At 43.6% G+C, this 14,516-nt stretch carries 12 protein-coding genes; 6 read left to right on the forward strand and 6 right to left on the reverse strand.

Translation table 11 applies throughout. The features are described from left to right. Window positions 1–184: 184 nt before the first annotated feature. The 3 genes from QUA38_RS20705 to QUA38_RS20715 all read right to left on the reverse strand — a co-directional run bounded on the left by QUA38_RS20705 (window position 185) and on the right by QUA38_RS20715 (window position 3,657). On the reverse strand, window positions 185–1,237 hold the full coding sequence (locus QUA38_RS20705; protein WP_333165035.1) for a calcium-binding protein: 1,053 nt from the start codon (window positions 1,235–1,237) through the stop codon (window positions 185–187). Between the two features lie 287 nt (window positions 1,238–1,524). Continuing rightward, entirely contained in the window at window positions 1,525–2,550 is a 1,026-nt protein-coding gene (locus tag QUA38_RS20710; protein WP_333165037.1) for a calcium-binding protein, read from the reverse strand. Between the two features lie 123 nt (window positions 2,551–2,673). Beyond that, complete coding sequence (locus tag QUA38_RS20715) at window positions 2,674–3,657, reverse strand: calcium-binding protein (protein ID WP_333165040.1); 984 nt, start codon at window positions 3,655–3,657, stop codon at window positions 2,674–2,676. 535 nt (window positions 3,658–4,192) lie between these two features. On the opposite strand from QUA38_RS20715, the gene QUA38_RS20720 reads away from it, so the two are divergent. The 3 genes from QUA38_RS20720 to QUA38_RS20730 all read left to right on the forward strand — a co-directional run bounded on the left by QUA38_RS20720 (window position 4,193) and on the right by QUA38_RS20730 (window position 8,908). After that, window positions 4,193–8,188: a magnesium chelatase subunit H gene (locus QUA38_RS20720; protein WP_333165042.1), complete on the forward strand. Its 3,996-nt coding sequence runs from the start codon at window positions 4,193–4,195 to the stop codon at window positions 8,186–8,188. Window positions 8,189–8,436: 248 nt separating this feature from the next. Continuing rightward, window positions 8,437–8,712: a type II toxin-antitoxin system HicA family toxin gene (locus QUA38_RS20725; RefSeq protein ID WP_333165044.1), complete on the forward strand. Its 276-nt coding sequence runs from the start codon at window positions 8,437–8,439 to the stop codon at window positions 8,710–8,712. Continuing rightward, a complete protein-coding gene (locus QUA38_RS20730) occupies window positions 8,702–8,908 on the forward strand; it encodes a type II toxin-antitoxin system HicB family antitoxin (protein WP_333165046.1) in 207 nt (68 codons plus the stop codon). Before QUA38_RS20725 ends, QUA38_RS20730 begins: the two co-directional genes overlap by 11 nt. An 89-nt stretch (window positions 8,909–8,997) precedes the next feature. Here QUA38_RS20730 and QUA38_RS20735 read toward each other — a convergent pair whose 3' ends face one another. The 3 genes from QUA38_RS20735 to QUA38_RS20745 all read right to left on the reverse strand — a co-directional run bounded on the left by QUA38_RS20735 (window position 8,998) and on the right by QUA38_RS20745 (window position 10,948). After that, window positions 8,998–9,231: a PIN domain-containing protein gene (locus QUA38_RS20735; RefSeq protein WP_333165048.1), complete on the reverse strand. Its 234-nt coding sequence runs from the start codon at window positions 9,229–9,231 to the stop codon at window positions 8,998–9,000. Between the two features lie 145 nt (window positions 9,232–9,376). Continuing rightward, on the reverse strand, window positions 9,377–9,607 hold the full coding sequence (locus QUA38_RS20740; RefSeq protein WP_333165050.1) for a hypothetical protein: 231 nt from the start codon (window positions 9,605–9,607) through the stop codon (window positions 9,377–9,379). A 129-nt stretch (window positions 9,608–9,736) separates the two neighbouring features. After that, window positions 9,737–10,948, reverse strand: coding sequence for a glycosyltransferase family 2 protein (locus QUA38_RS20745; protein WP_333165052.1), 1,212 nt, complete (start codon window positions 10,946–10,948; stop codon window positions 9,737–9,739). 123 nt (window positions 10,949–11,071) lie between these two features. On the opposite strand from QUA38_RS20745, the gene QUA38_RS20750 reads away from it, so the two are divergent. The 3 genes from QUA38_RS20750 to QUA38_RS20760 all read left to right on the forward strand — a co-directional run bounded on the left by QUA38_RS20750 (window position 11,072) and on the right by QUA38_RS20760 (window position 14,392). Further along, window positions 11,072–11,464, forward strand: a complete 393-nt coding sequence (locus QUA38_RS20750) for a transporter (protein ID WP_333165054.1) — start codon at window positions 11,072–11,074, stop codon at window positions 11,462–11,464. Window positions 11,465–11,563: 99 nt separating this feature from the next. Next, complete coding sequence (locus QUA38_RS20755; protein ID WP_333165056.1) at window positions 11,564–13,495, forward strand: hypothetical protein; 1,932 nt, start codon at window positions 11,564–11,566, stop codon at window positions 13,493–13,495. A gap of 33 nt (window positions 13,496–13,528) precedes the next feature. Next, the gene (locus QUA38_RS20760; RefSeq protein WP_333165059.1) at window positions 13,529–14,392 is read left to right on the forward strand and encodes a DUF6671 family protein; all 864 of its coding nucleotides are present in this window, start codon (window positions 13,529–13,531) and stop codon (window positions 14,390–14,392) included. The last annotated feature ends 124 nt before the right edge of the window (window positions 14,393–14,516 follow it).

A 14,516-nucleotide genomic window follows, 5' to 3' on the forward strand; every position in this document is an offset into this window, starting at 1 on the left:
TGGCTGGTTTGACCCAAGGATATTGAGCAAGGTAGTATGGTTCGTCAAAAATTGCGTAGTTAGCCATTTTTTCCTGAGCGCTTTAATTAGCTGTTTATGCACTTTATCAATCATCTGAAACTGACACAATACTCGATAGGGTGATTTTTTCCAAGTGTCAAATCTGACTTAAGCTCTATGCTTTCTAACCGAGGAAAGTGAGACCGATTGGAGGATTAAACGGATTTATAATCCCAATCGGTTGCAGAGTGAGATTTGCTCCGCCCTGAATTCTAGCAAGTGTATCTCCCGATTTTTGAATTAATAAGTCCGCACCTGATGGAAATATACTCAGTTCATTAAAGGTTTCCACCAACTGAATAAAATCTTTTCCTTTTTCAAAATTGACAATCCTGGCCTCCCCACTGCCCGTATAGAAATCTACCCGACTGATCAAACTACGTCGGTTGTTGGGAACAGCATCTCCGAGCACGAAGTAATCAATGCCAGAAGTGCCAATTAATGTATCGAATTCAGTGGTAGTCAGGAAAGGCTCTCTCGTAATGTCATCCAATTTCAAAGCGTCATACTTATTCTTATTAATGCCAAAAGGTGGATTAGGGCCGGCGAAAGCTACTAGCAGTCCGATAATTTGATTTTTTCCCGCTGTAAATCCCGTGACGATATCATTACCATTGCTTCCTGTAAAAAACCCGTATCGATTTGACTCAAATTGCCCAAATTTTAGATAGTGTTCTCGACCAGTTTTTAAACTTCCAGCCTCCACAACTACCGCCACATCTGGGTTATCTCCCAAGTAACGTGGTTCAAAGAAACTTGTCCCGTATATACCTTCTGTTTTTCCGAATTGGATAAAGTGTTGAAAGCCGGATTTAAAAATTCCGTTCTGCACGAACGGAGTTATCTCCGGGTGGCGCTTTAAATAAAAAACTTCGTCGTAGTCAGGCGATACTCGCGTGCGGCCTTCTTCGTAACCAAAGTGGATAAAGTGGTCTAAACCTGAAGCAAAGGGTCGGTTTTGGTTGTTGGCGGTGCGAACAAATGGTGCAATATCTTGATTTTGAGCTAGATATGTATCTTCGTCAAAATATCGCGATATTTTTGTGAGACCGGCGGCTTGACCAAATTTTTCAAAGTGTTCTCTTCCAGATTTGATGATTCCTGCATCAATTGCTGGCTTCAGCCACGGATATGAAGCAAGGTAGTATTGTTCGTCAAAAATTGCGTAACTAGCCATCTTTTCCTCCTGCGGCTTTAATGAGGTATTTATACAATTTCTCAATAATCCCGAACTGAGACAATTATTTGATTCGGTGATTTTACCCAATTAAATCTCATTTAAGCTCTATGCTTTCTAGCCGAGAAAAGTAAGACATACTGGATCGTTAAATGGATGTGTCATCCCAATCTGTGGCAGATTTAGAGTTGCTTTGCCCTGACTTGTGGAAATTGTATTTACCGATTGTTTAATTAATAACTCTTCCCATGATGGACTAAGGCAAACCATCCATAGTTGCGAGATTTTTACCCAAGAAAAGATCTAATAATACTAGATCCTGGTAATAGATTCAAATTGAGATTGCCTCTACCTTCAACAACAGCGATTGTGTCAAAGCGACTGGCTATGGAAACTCCATTTTCAACGACGGGAAAGCCATTCGTTTGGATAGCTAAATCTCGATTATTGTTGATTGGAAACACCAATAATTGATCTAAGGGAATCCCTATCTGGATGATATCCTGACCTTGAGTAAAGTTCCGAATTGTAGAAAAACCTGGGCCGATGTAGAACTGTCTGGATGAGAGGGTTCCTCCCCTGAAGCCAACAATGTCACCGAGCACGAATTTATCGAGGCCGCTACCGCCAGTGAGAGTATCGAATTCATTGCTGCCGTCACTTTCATATCGTCGGATGCCGTTAGGGGCTTCTACGTCAACTCCAATTAATTCCACATTCCCCGCCCCGGAACCGGTGAGGATGTCATTGCCAGAAGATCCCACAAAAGTGGCAGAGCGGCTTGGTTCAAATTGTCCAAACTTGAAGTAGTGTTCCCGACCAGTTTTCAAGGTTCCAGATTCGACAAACTGCTGAATGTCGGGGTTGTTTCCTAAGTATGCCTGTTCAAAGAAAGAAGTAGGCAACCGACCGTCTTTGGCCCCGAATTGAATGAAATGCTGGTAGCCTGATTTGAAAGTTCCATTCTGAATAAACGGCTGCAAATCTCGGTTAGTTGCTACATAAAACGCTTCGTCATACTCAGCCGATACGCGAGTGCGACCCTCTTCGTAACCGTATTGGATAAAGTGGTCTAGTCCGGTCGCAAAAGGTGCGTTTGGGTTGTTGGGAGTGCGGACAAAGGGTTTAAGGTCGGGATTTCCCTCAAGGTAAGTATCTTCGTCAAAATACCGCGATATTTTTGTGAGACCGGCGGCTTGACCAAATTGTTCAAAGTGTTCTCTTCCTGATTTGATGACTCCTGTATCAATGGCTGGTTTCAGCCACGGATATGAGGCAAGGTAGTATTGTTCGTCGAAGATATCGTAATTCATAGTTTGCTGTTTAAAGTAAAGTGCGATCGTACTTTTTCATAGTACAATCGCCCACAACAAATTAAAAGTCATCAATCATCAGCATTAGCTAATGACCAATGACTAATGACCAATGACCAATGACTATCCAATCAAGAAAGTACCGTTACCGTTAGATTCTTGGAAACTCAAATTTAAACTTGCTCCTCCTTCAATCACGCCCAGCACATCTCCAAAACGCTGGATTGACAAATTGCTGCCAATGGGAGTTAGGCTGTAGCCGTTTAAAGAAGTTCCTTGCAGTTGGATAAAATCGCTTTCGATGTCGAAGTTGCGAATCGTAGCTTGACCGTTACCCAAATACAACGGTGTCGGGCTAAAATTCCCGGATGTAGGAGGAACTCCGAGTACGAATGTATTGGTTCCCGGAGCACCAATCAAGACATCAAATTCATTGGTGCCAAAGCTTTCATACTGGCGGTTGCCTTGGGGATCTATACCTACTTCCACTCCCACGAGTTCGACATCGCCCACGCCAACACCAGTTAAAACATCGTTCGTACGGGTGCCGACAAAAGTCGCGTCGCGGGCAGGCTCAAATTGTCCAAAATTGAAGAAGTGTTCCCGGCCGGTTCTCAAGTTTCCAGAGTTAACAAACGGCACAATGTCGGGGTTGTCTTTTAAGTATTCCGGTTCAAAAAATGAAGTCCCAAACCGACCTTCTTTGGCCCCGAATTGAACGAAATGCTGGTAGCCTGATTTGAAAGTTCCGTTTTGAATAAACGGTTGGAGTTCAGAGTTGTTGGCTAAATAAAAGCTTTCGTTGTATTCGGGTGATACTTGGGTGCGGCGCTGTCCTTCATCGTAACCGAACTGGATAAAGTGATCGAGGCCGGTCGCAAAAGGCGCGTTTGGGTTGACTGTACGGACGAAGGGTGCGAGGTCTGGATTCCCAGCAAGGTAAGCATTTTCGTCAAAATAACGCGATACTTTAGTTAGACCGCCTTCTCGCCCAAATTTTTCAAAGTGTTCTCTTCCAGATGAGATGACTCCTGCGTCAATGGCTGGTTTGACCCAAGGATATGAGGCGAGGTAAAATTGTTCGTCGAAAATTGCGTAGTTAGCCATGTTGTCCCCTTAAGGTTTTGATGAGTTTGAGAGTTTATAGCAATTAGCTTTCCATGAACTCGATCGCCGATCAGGAATTTACACAAAATAGACTTTATTAAATTGTTTTAAATTCCTGGTGAAATTTAAACTTTTTTTGACTCAGCAATTATCCGAAGGCTACATTCTGCCTTCAGAATTTATGCGTTTTTACCATTAGTTAATTTCTCATCGTAAGTTTAATCAATTTTACAAAACTTGGAACTTTTTTCAGGATTTCTTTCTCAATAGTTGGTTAATTTTTAATTATTTTTATCCAACCCATTAATCCTATACATATTGACGTAATCTTGTCAAGTAAATTTTTGTAAATAAAATATGGAGTATTTGCTCAAGGAATTTATAAAAAAATGTAACGAAAAGTTGGCCTAAATTTGTCGAATTGTGTCATGTGCAGCCTCAAATCGCCTAATGGCAAGCGTTTTCTGGTAAAAATGCTTATGGGATAAAAAAATTCCCGATTCCCGAAAACAGCATCTTAAAGGAGCCTAACCGGATGTTCACTCACGTCAAGCCCACCATTCGCCACGTTGTGCCGGAAAACTTGCAGGGGCGATCGCTCATGAAGGTGGTCTATGTCGTACTGGAACCGCAGTATCAAAGCGCCCTGTCGGCAGCGGTTCGATCGATAAATCAGAAAAATCCGAATCTGGCAATAGAAATCAGCGGCTACCTGATCGAGGAACTCCGCAGCCCGGAAAATTACGAGGCCTTCAAGCGGGATGTGGCAGATGCCAATGTATTTATTGCTTCTCTAATTTTCATCGAAGATTTGGCAGAAAAAGTGGTAGCGGCGGTGGAACCGCTGCGCGACAGCTTGGATGTCGCCGTCGTCTTCCCGTCGATGCCAGGGGTGATGCGACTCAATAAAATGGGCAGTTTTTCGATGGCACAGTTGGGACAAAGCAAAAGTGCCATCGGCGAATTCATGAAAAAACGGAAGGAAAAATCCGGGAGTTCCTTCCAAGACGGAATGCTGAAACTGCTGCAAACTTTGCCGAAAGTGCTGAAATATTTGCCCATCGACAAAGCCCAAGATGCCCGCAACTTCATGCTGAGTTTCCAGTATTGGCTGGGCGGTTCCCAAGAAAACTTGGAAAACTTCTTGCTGATGCTGTCACATAAATATGTATTCAAAGGCCAGGAACAGCTAACTTTTCAAGAGCCCGTTGTCTACCCGGACATGGGGATTTGGCATCCTTTAGCACCATCGATGTTTGAGGATGTAAAAGGATATCTCACCTGGTACAATTCCCGCAAAGATATTTCTGCAGACCTCAAAGACCCCCTTGCACTTTGCATCGGTTTAGTGTTGCAGCGCACTCACTTAGTCACCGGAGATGACGCGCACTACGTAGCAATAGTGCAGGAATTGGAGGCAATGGGCGCGCGGGTTTTACCGATTTTTGCCGGTGGTTTGGACTTCTCGAAGCCTGTTGAAACTTTTTTCTTGGAAGTTGGGGCGAAAGGTGTGACACCGCTGCCGATCGTTGATGCGGTGGTTTCTCTGACTGGTTTTGCCCTGGTGGGTGGCCCGGCGAAACAAGATCACCCGAAGGCGATCGAGACTTTGAAAAAGCTAAACTGCCCTTACATGGTGGCTTTGCCGCTGGTTTTCCAAACGACGGAAGAGTGGGAAAATAGCGATTTAGGATTGCACCCGATTCAAGTTGCTTTGCAAGTTGCCATTCCTGAGTTGGATGGCGCGATCGAACCGATTATTTTGTCGGGACGAGATGGCGCAACTGGAAAGGCGATCGCCCTACAAGACCGGATCGAAGCAATTGCCCAGCGCGCCATGAAGTGGGCAATGCTGCGCCGTAAACCAAAATTAGATAAAAAAGTTGCGATCACAGTTTTCAGTTTCCCGCCCGACAAAGGCAACGTCGGAACAGCCGCTTACCTCGACGTTTTCGGCTCGATTTACGAAGTATTGAAAGCCTTAAAAGGTAACGGTTACGACTTGCCCGAATTGCCGGATTCCGCCGAAAAACTGATGCAAGAAGTCATTCATGACGCAACAGCCCAATACCAAAGTCCCGAATTAAATATTGCTTACCGGATGTCCGTAGCTGAATACGAAGAATTCACCCCTTATTCGGAACGGTTGCAAGAAAATTGGGGGCCGCCTCCGGGACATTTGAATAGCGACGGACAAAATTTGCTGATTTTCGGCAAACATTTCGGCAATGTGTTTATCGGAGTGCAACCTACTTTTGGATACGAAGGCGATCCGATGCGGTTGTTATTCTCTCGTTCTGCCAGCCCGCACCACGGTTTTGCTGCTTACTATACATATTTGGAGCGCATTTGGGGTGCGGATGCGGTGCTGCACTTCGGCACTCACGGTTCCCTAGAATTCATGCCTGGTAAGCAGATGGGAATGTCGGTCGATTGTTATCCCGACAGTTTGATCGGCAAAATTCCTAACCTCTATTATTACGCAGCCAACAATCCCAGCGAGGCAACAATTGCCAAGCGCCGCAGTTATGCTGAAACCATCAGTTATCTGACACCTCCGGCGGAAAATGCTGGTTTGTACAAAGGTTTGCAGGAACTCAGCGAGTTGATTGCTTCCTATCAAACTTTGAAGGATACGGGTCGGGGTGTGGCGATTGTTGATGCGATCGTCGAAAAATGCCGTTTGGTGAATTTGGACAAAGATATCGCCCTACCTCCCGAACAAGAAAGAGGGGTTGCTGCGGGAATGACTGCTGAGGAACGCGACAATTTAGTTGGCTTGGTTTACCGCAAGTTGATGGAGATTGAGTCGCGGTTGTTACCTTGCGGTTTGCATATTATCGGTAAGCCGCCGACTGCGGAAGAGGCGATCGCAACTTTGGTGAATATCGCCAATTTAGACCGCGAAGAAGACAACCTGATCAGCTTGCCGCGAATTATCGCTAACAGTCTGGGACGCGATATCGAAGAAGTTTATACCAACAGCGACAAAGGCATTTTAACAGATGTCGAATTGCTGCAAAAAATCACCTTGGCCTGTCGGGATGCAGTGGGCGCTTTAGTGAAGGAACAAACCGACGCTGAGGGTAGAGTTTCCCTTGTTTCTAAGTTGAATTTCTTCAACATGGGCAAGAAAACACCTTGGATTGATGCGCTGCACGCTGCAGGTTTCAAAAAAATCGATCCAGAACCGATTAAACCGCTGTTTGAGTATCTGGAATTCTGCTTGCAGCAAGTTTGTGCCGACAACGAATTAGGCGCTTTGTTGCGCGCGTTAGAAGGCGAGTATATTCTGCCTGGTCCCGGTGGCGATCCGATTCGCAACCCGGATGTGTTGCCGACTGGCAAGAATATGCACGCTTTAGACCCGCAGTCAATCCCTACAACGGGGGCGGTTAAGTCTGCTAAGGTTGTAGTCGATCGGCTTTTAGAAAGACAGCGCCTTGATAACGGCGGAAATTACCCAGAAACGATCGCCGTTGTGTTGTGGGGAACCGACAACATCAAGACTTACGGCGAATCCCTCGCCCAAGTAATGTGGATGGTGGGAGTGAAGCCAGTTCCCGACGCATTGGGCCGGGTAAACAAACTCGAATTGCTTTCTTTAGAAGAGTTGGGACGCCCTCGGATCGACGTAGTAATTAACTGTTCCGGCGTATTCCGCGACTTGTTCATCAACCAAATGAATTTGTTAGATAAAGCCGTGAAAATGGCAGCGGAAGCCGACGAACCGTTAGAGATGAACTTCGTCCGCAAACACGCCCTGAAGCAAGCGGAAGAAATGGGAATCAACCTGCGACAAGCAGCAACCCGGGTATTTTCCAATGCTTCTGGTTCCTATTCATCTAACATTAACTTGGCGGTAGAAAACAGCACTTGGGAAAGCGAAGCCGAGTTGCAGGAAATGTACTTAACCCGCAAATCCTTCGCCTTTTCTTCCGACAATCCCGGAACAATGGAACAAGACCGGAAGATTTTTGAATCATCCTTGAAAACTGCGGAAGTGACCTTCCAAAACTTGGATTCTGCCGAGATTTCCCTAACCGACGTGTCGCACTATTTCGACTCCGATCCGACTAAATTGATCGGCAGTTTGCGCGCAGATGGGAAGAAACCGACATCCTTTGTTGCTGATACAACCACAGCCAACGCGCAGGTGCGGACGCTATCAGAAACCGTGCGTTTAGATTCGCGGACTAAGCTGCTGAATCCGAAGTGGTACGAGGGGATGTTGTCGCACGGTTATGAAGGCGTGCGGGAGATTTCTAAGCGTCTGGTGAATACGACTGGATGGAGTGCGACGGCGGGCGCTGTGGATAATTGGGTGTATGAGGATGTCAACACTACGTTTATCCAAGATGAGGAGATGCAGAAGCGTTTGCTTAACTTAAATCCTCATTCTTTCCGCAAGATTGTCAGCACTTTGCTTGAGGTGAATGGCCGGGGTTATTGGGAAACTTCGGAGAACAATTTGGATCGCTTGCGTGAACTTTATCAGGAGGTGGAAGACCGGATTGAGGGGGTCGAGTAAGGTTCCCAAATTAGTGTAGAATTGTGTAGGGGTAGCTGATACCCCTGCACTGTTTTGAAAAGACCAAGTTTATTTAAATAAATTTAATAGAATTGGTATAGCTTAAAGGTAGGGATTACCGTACTCCTACCACCTTCATCAGTAGGGAAAACTTTACACAAACTTTCGGTGAAAATCTCTAGTTAGTGTGTTATCATATATTTATATATAAAATTTTTAGTAAACAATCAATATATTAAAGTAAATTAATGACTCAAATAAACAAACTCCTAGGCAAGCTGATGCTTGGTGCATCTGATGCTAATTTTTCCTTTAGCGATTTATGTCAAATACTCCAGATTTTAGGATTTGAGGTAAGGAGTAAGGGGAGTCACCATATTTTCACGAAGGAGGGAGTCGCAGAGATTCTCAACCTCCAACCCCAGAAAGCAGATAAATCAAAAGCTAAAGCTTATCAAGTAAAGCAAGTTCGTGCAGTAATTCTGAAATATAAATTGGTCAACCAAGATGATAATGAAATATGAAGTAATCATTTACTGGAGTGAGGAAGACCAGGCATTTGTTGGCGAAGTACCTGAATTGCCAGGCTGTGCTGCGGATGGCGAAACTTATCGAGAAGCACTGCAAAATTTAGAGATTATTATGCAGGAGTGGATAGAAACCGCTAACGCACTCGGTCGTCCTATTCCTCAACCGAAAGGTCGCTTGATGTTTGCGTAGTTGAAATAGAATCACAGCCGATCGCCCCTATATTCCCCAAGGTGCGATCGCCCCTATATTCCCCAAGGTGCGATCGCCCCTTCTTTTACCTAATCAAATGGATTCAATATAGTTAACCCATCAACGCGCTTAAAATCCTTAGCATTGCGAGTTACCAAGACACATCTCTCAACTAAAGCACAGGCCGCAATTACACCATCACCTAATTTCAAGCGATAATCTCTACGAATTTGGGCTGCAGGATCTAAAACTGATTCTGTTAATGATACGCACTTAATAAGCCTCAAAAATTCCCGCAACTCATTCGCTTGTTCTTCTATCAATGCCGGGTAACAAAGTAACTATACCCAACTAATCGGAGATTAAAATGCCTCTGCATCTCCAGCTTCAATCTCATCAAATATAGGCTGAACTTCCGGCTCGTCATAGAAGTAGTAAATCAGAATGTTGGTATCGAGAAGATATTTATTAATCATCCCATTCTTCTCTAAGTTGCAACTGGAATTCCAAAGCATCCACACGCTTAGGCAAAAAACCTCGCCATCTCTTTAAATTTTTCCTTGGCAATCTTTCACTGCTACCCTGAGTCTGGGTTGTTACCCGATCGCGAACCAATGCTGACAATACTTCTAACAGTTGCTGTTGCTCTTCAAGAGTGAGATTTTGAGCCTGACTCAGTACCTTGCTATAAGTAGACATAGATTTTTTATTAAGATTTTTTGCTGATTGTCATTATAGCAATTTAGGATCGAAGGAAGTACGATCGCCCCGAACTTCGCCTGCATGGCGATTTAGTTTTGAGGAATGTTGCCAGTAATTTTAATGTTATCATCTACGCTTCAAGCCCAGCACGCTGAGAAAAAAGCTCGACAGAACCATCTGTAAACCGACAGTCAGGCAAGTGAGTGAGGGAATAACCAAACGCAGAGTTTTAGAAGGGTCGAGAGAACCGAAAGCTGTTTCGCTCCAGATAGTTAATGACAAGAACGAGCCAACTATTCCGATTAAAATCAGCGTAACTCCGACAATCAATCCTGTCTCTAGAGTGACATACCGAAATATTTTATTGAGTTTGGGATCTTCGGGCAGCAGTTTTTCACTGATCGCAAAAACTTTGGTGAAAAAAGCGAAAGTTACTGCTTGAAAACCGATGATAATGGCGATCGCAGCATAAAGCAGCGTGTGTACATCAAAGCTAATACTACCAATCTTTTGAGTACCAGGTAAGAGCCAGATGCCCACAATTAGACCCCAAATTATCAGCGCCACACCCGGATACAAAAACAGCCACCGAGGACTGTAAAGCAGCAGAAATCGTAGATGCCGCCAGCCATCTCGCCAAGTTCGCAAGTGCGGCGGGCGCGAGCGTCCATCGGGAGAAAGTATGGTTGGGACTTCAGTTATCCGCAATGTGTACAGAGATGCTTTGACGACCATTTCGCTAGCAAATTCCATCCCCGTTGTTTGCAAGTCGAGTTTCAAAATTGAGTCTCTCCTAAAACCCCGCAATCCGCAGTGAAAGTCCCCGACTGGACTCGCGAAAAATAACTGCCCAACCCATGTCAGCACCGGATTTCCTAAATATTTGTGCAGCGGCGGCATCGCCCCCGGTTTGATGCCCCCTTGAAAGCGGTTTCCCATTACTAAGTCGAAACCTTCTCGCAATTTGTTGACAAAAGCGTCGAGGTTGGAAAAATTGTAGCTGTCGTCAGCATCGCCCATGATAATATAAACTCCGCGCGCTGCGATGATGCCTCCCATGAGGGCGCTGCCGTAGCCTTTGGCTGCTACGGGCACGACTATCGCTCCCATTCTGGTAGCGATAGCTTGAGAACCATCAGTGCTGCCGTTGTCTGCTATGATGACCTCGCCGACAATATCAAGTTCGCGCAGGGAATTCTGTGCTTTCTTGATGCAGATTTCTAAAGTTTCTGCTTCGTTGAGGCAAGGCATGAGTATCGATAGTTCTAGAGTGTATTCTCCGCTGGGATTGGTCTGCTCTGCCATATATTTGTTCCACTCTCGATCGCGATCGACCATACTTAATTTTCCCGTATCTCTGCTTAAAATATTAGTGGTGAATAAAACCTAGCCAAACTTAATTAAAGTTTTTCAGGTTTTTGGGAACGGCAATTTTGGATTGTACTATAGGTTAGTAAACTTGTGAATAGAAGCGTTTTTTTGTTATTGCTTGCTGCAATATTGTGCGGCGTCGCAGGTCAATTCAGTCTGAAGGCAGGAGCTAAAATCTTAGGACCCATTGGCGCTGCTAATTTAATAGAAAAAATTATAGCAATGGCTACTCAGCCTTTGATAGTAGGTGGTCTTTCTTTGTATGCAATTTCTTCCATCGGCTTTATTGTAGTTTTGTCGCGGGCAAACCTTAGCATAGTCTCACCTTTATTGTCAATTAGTTACCTGTTTACTGTTTTAGGTGGCAAACTTATATTTCACGAGCCTTTGCCACCGCTGCGGTTAGTAGGGGTAGCACTAATTATGACGGGAGTAATTTTTGTACTCAGAGGTCAAGCTGGGGGAGTGACTGGAGGCAACTAGCGATCGCTTTTGATATTGATGTTTGAGTCCTGAGTGGATAAATTAAGCTAAAGGGTGCGTCCAAGTATTACGTTATGAATCGATACCGAAATCACAATTATGAATTATTATTTTCTTTCTTTTGCATGGGGAATTTGCATTCTTGTATCCCTGATTGGCTGGGGTGGAGCGGTCAACCGCATCCTTTTTCCCGATTACACAGTTGACTGGGGGCAAAGAGCCGCTTGGGGGATAGCTTGGAGTGTTATATTTGGGGGTTTATTAAATGTGACATGGACTATTTCACAAGCAACTATTTTAATATATATATGCTTGGGCGCACTTTACGGAATAATAGAGGCCTGGGCTAATAAAACTTCGATAGCCGACGATCTGAATCGGTTAATTAATGCTTTCAAAGAAAATATTTTTTTTGCGATCGGGACTGTTATCGCTTGCCTTATGACTGCTGTGCAATACAGTGGTTCGGTTTCTTGGCATAAATTTAATCTTCACGATGACTACCACGCCTATTTTGTATTTCCCCATAAAATGCTTCAAATAGGTTCTCTTGGTTCCGATCCTTTCAGCGAAAGAAGACTGGTCTCTGCACTGGGAGGACAATCATTCTTGCATACGTTCAGTCTCAGCGTGTTGGATGAAAGAAGTTTATATCTTATCGATCCCGGCTGCGCCTTAGTCATAATGATAGGGCTAATTATAGGATACTGTCAGCAAAAAAAGATTTCAAAAAACTCGACACTAATGATTGTGTTCGGCTTTTTATCAGTTAGCCGTGTTCATCATATAAATATAACTGGCATATTAATTCCGGTATGTCTTTTCTTCAGCTTATTTAGAGTTTTTGAGTGGGATCACCTCAAAGGAACAAATATCGAAAGTAATGCTGCAATTATAGGATTGCTTGCAGCCGCCATCTGCGCTTTAAAAAGCACATTTATTCCCGCGTCTATTATTTTTTTAACTTGTAGTTATTTTTTTTATATCCTTGGGAGCCACATAAAGGATAAAGCAATTTACGAATTTTGTTTGGCTAGTATTTTATTGGCTATGTTTGTTTTACCCTGGTCGATATCACTATATCAGTCATCAGGGACTTTACTATATCCCATATTTGGTAGAGGTCTTCATGGTTCTGTATACGGAGGCTCGGTCAAACTTCCTAATAGTGAAATTCCCCCAAACCTAGCAATTCAACTCACGCTGTATGCAATTTTAACAATTATTTCTATACCGACTGTATTGGCAATTAGATTTGGGATAATTGGTCTGGGTAAAAAGCCAATTGTTCGAGAAGCAACCCTGTCTATTTTTATTGGTGCAGTCACGGGAAATGCGGTGATACTATTTTCTACAGGAGGGTCAGATATCTACCGCTATTCATATCCGCTATTAGTAGTGATGTTCGTCATATTCATCTCAGTTTTGGGTGAAAATATCCCGCCAAATAACTTAAATATAAAAATTAAAAAAAGTGCCTTTAGCGGAGCACTAATTTTGTCTTTATTAGTAGCATTCGGTTTTCAGAGCTACAAGAATTTGGGAAAATTTCATAACCCCCTAGATAGAATATCCCGGCGGTTAAATAATGTACCTTTAGTGATACCACAAGAGCGCGATAAATATGCAAGAATGCTAGATTCAGTTCCGGAAAAAGAAATAGTTTTAACAAGACTTGACAAACCTTTTTTAATGAATTTTAGGAAACATACAATCTGGATTGCCGACTACCCAGGCGGGGCTAGCCTTCCGCCCGGTATGCCTTCATTTAAAGGAGAAGAAAAGCTAGCAGATTATCTAATTTCAAAATCGATTAGATATGTTGCATATTCTTACGCTAATGAAGCGAATTTTCCTAAGAAATCTTTACAAGTTAGACTCAGCCCAAAATGGCCTTTCTGGCTACGAAATCAGGCGTTGAACACTTTTGAATTTCAAGATAGCTTACAAAAACTTGGCGAAAGTCGCAAGCGGATTTATGATGATGGAGAAAATTTTGTAATTGATTTGTCAAGCAATAAAAACCAGTAGTGACATCAGTTTGATTTTTAGCTATTAAAATAAATGAGCAAACATCAATTATTGAGCAATCGCACCGCAGTTCTTGCTACCATGCACCAAAAAGAACGGGTAATGGCTCCAGTGTTGGAACGAGAATTGGGCGTAAATGTCCTAGTACCTGCGGCGCTTGACACTGATACTTTCGGCACCTTCACCAGAGAAGTTAAACGCTTAGGAACACAAATAGAAGCCGCTCGCCATAAAGCACAAAAAGCCCTAGAAATTGCGGGCGAAACTCTTGCCTTTGCCAGCGAAGGTACTTTCGGTCCTCACCCAATGATGCCGTATCTGCCAGCTAACAGAGAAATCGTAATTTTATTAGATAAAGCCAACAATCTAGAACTAATCGGCGACTCTTTCTCCGTTGAAACTAACTACAGTCACCAGTTAATTTCTAGTATAGAAGAAGCAGATAATTTTGCTAAAAAAGCTGGATTTCCCGAACACGCACTGGTGGTTATAGTTGGTGAAGCTGCGCTCGGTAACGGCGAGATTGTCAAGGGCATTAGGACAGAAAAACAATTTTTTGACGCTGTGACAGCAGGCTTAAAAAAATCGTCAACCGGCCGGGTTCATATCGAAACAGATATGCGCGCGATGTACAATCCAACTCGGATGAAAAACATCGAAAATGCAACTCTCGATTTAGTTAAAAAATTCAAGCGATTCTGCCCAGAGTGCGGTTGGCCGGGATTCGATATTGCTGAGATGAAAATCGGATTGCCCTGCGGACTGTGCTATTTTCCGACTCAGTTAGCGCGATCGGCAATCTATAAATGCAAGAAGTGCGGTTATACTAAAGAAAAACTATTTCCCGACGGTCGAGAGACTGGCGATCCTTCCCTTTGTCAATATTGCAACCCTTAGAAAAATAATTGCACAAAAATAGTAAAGTTTGTCACAATATTATTGATAGTTCCCTAATTAAATTCACTAATGATAGCCGTAGAAACAGAACGCAACTGGAAACCCGTTATTAAAGAATTCGAGG

The organism is Microcoleus sp. Pol12B4 (assembly GCF_036701385.1).
Classification (GTDB): Bacteria; Cyanobacteriota; Cyanobacteriia; order Cyanobacteriales; family Microcoleaceae; genus Microcoleus.

Bases quoted from the DNA above. Each gene is read 5' to 3' on its own strand.
- QUA38_RS20725 (WP_333165044.1), top strand. From the start codon at position 8,437: ATGACTCAAATAAACAAACTCCTAGGCAAGCTGATGCTTGGTGCATCT.
- QUA38_RS20760 (WP_333165059.1), top strand. From the start codon at position 13,529: ATGAGCAAACATCAATTATTGAGCAATCGCACCGCAGTTCTTGCTACC.
- QUA38_RS20715 (WP_333165040.1), bottom strand. From the start codon at position 3,657: ATGGCTAACTACGCAATTTTCGACGAACAATTTTACCTCGCCTCATAT.
- QUA38_RS20740 (WP_333165050.1), bottom strand. From the start codon at position 9,607: ATGTCTACTTATAGCAAGGTACTGAGTCAGGCTCAAAATCTCACTCTT.
- QUA38_RS20710 (WP_333165037.1), bottom strand. From the start codon at position 2,550: ATGAATTACGATATCTTCGACGAACAATACTACCTTGCCTCATATCCG.
- QUA38_RS20720 (WP_333165042.1), top strand. From the start codon at position 4,193: ATGTTCACTCACGTCAAGCCCACCATTCGCCACGTTGTGCCGGAAAAC.
- QUA38_RS20755 (WP_333165056.1), top strand. From the start codon at position 11,564: ATGAATTATTATTTTCTTTCTTTTGCATGGGGAATTTGCATTCTTGTA.
- QUA38_RS20745 (WP_333165052.1), bottom strand. From the start codon at position 10,948: ATGGTCGATCGCGATCGAGAGTGGAACAAATATATGGCAGAGCAGACC.
- QUA38_RS20705 (WP_333165035.1), bottom strand. From the start codon at position 1,237: ATGGCTAGTTACGCAATTTTTGACGAACAATACTACCTTGCTTCATAT.
- QUA38_RS20730 (WP_333165046.1), top strand. From the start codon at position 8,702: ATGAAATATGAAGTAATCATTTACTGGAGTGAGGAAGACCAGGCATTT.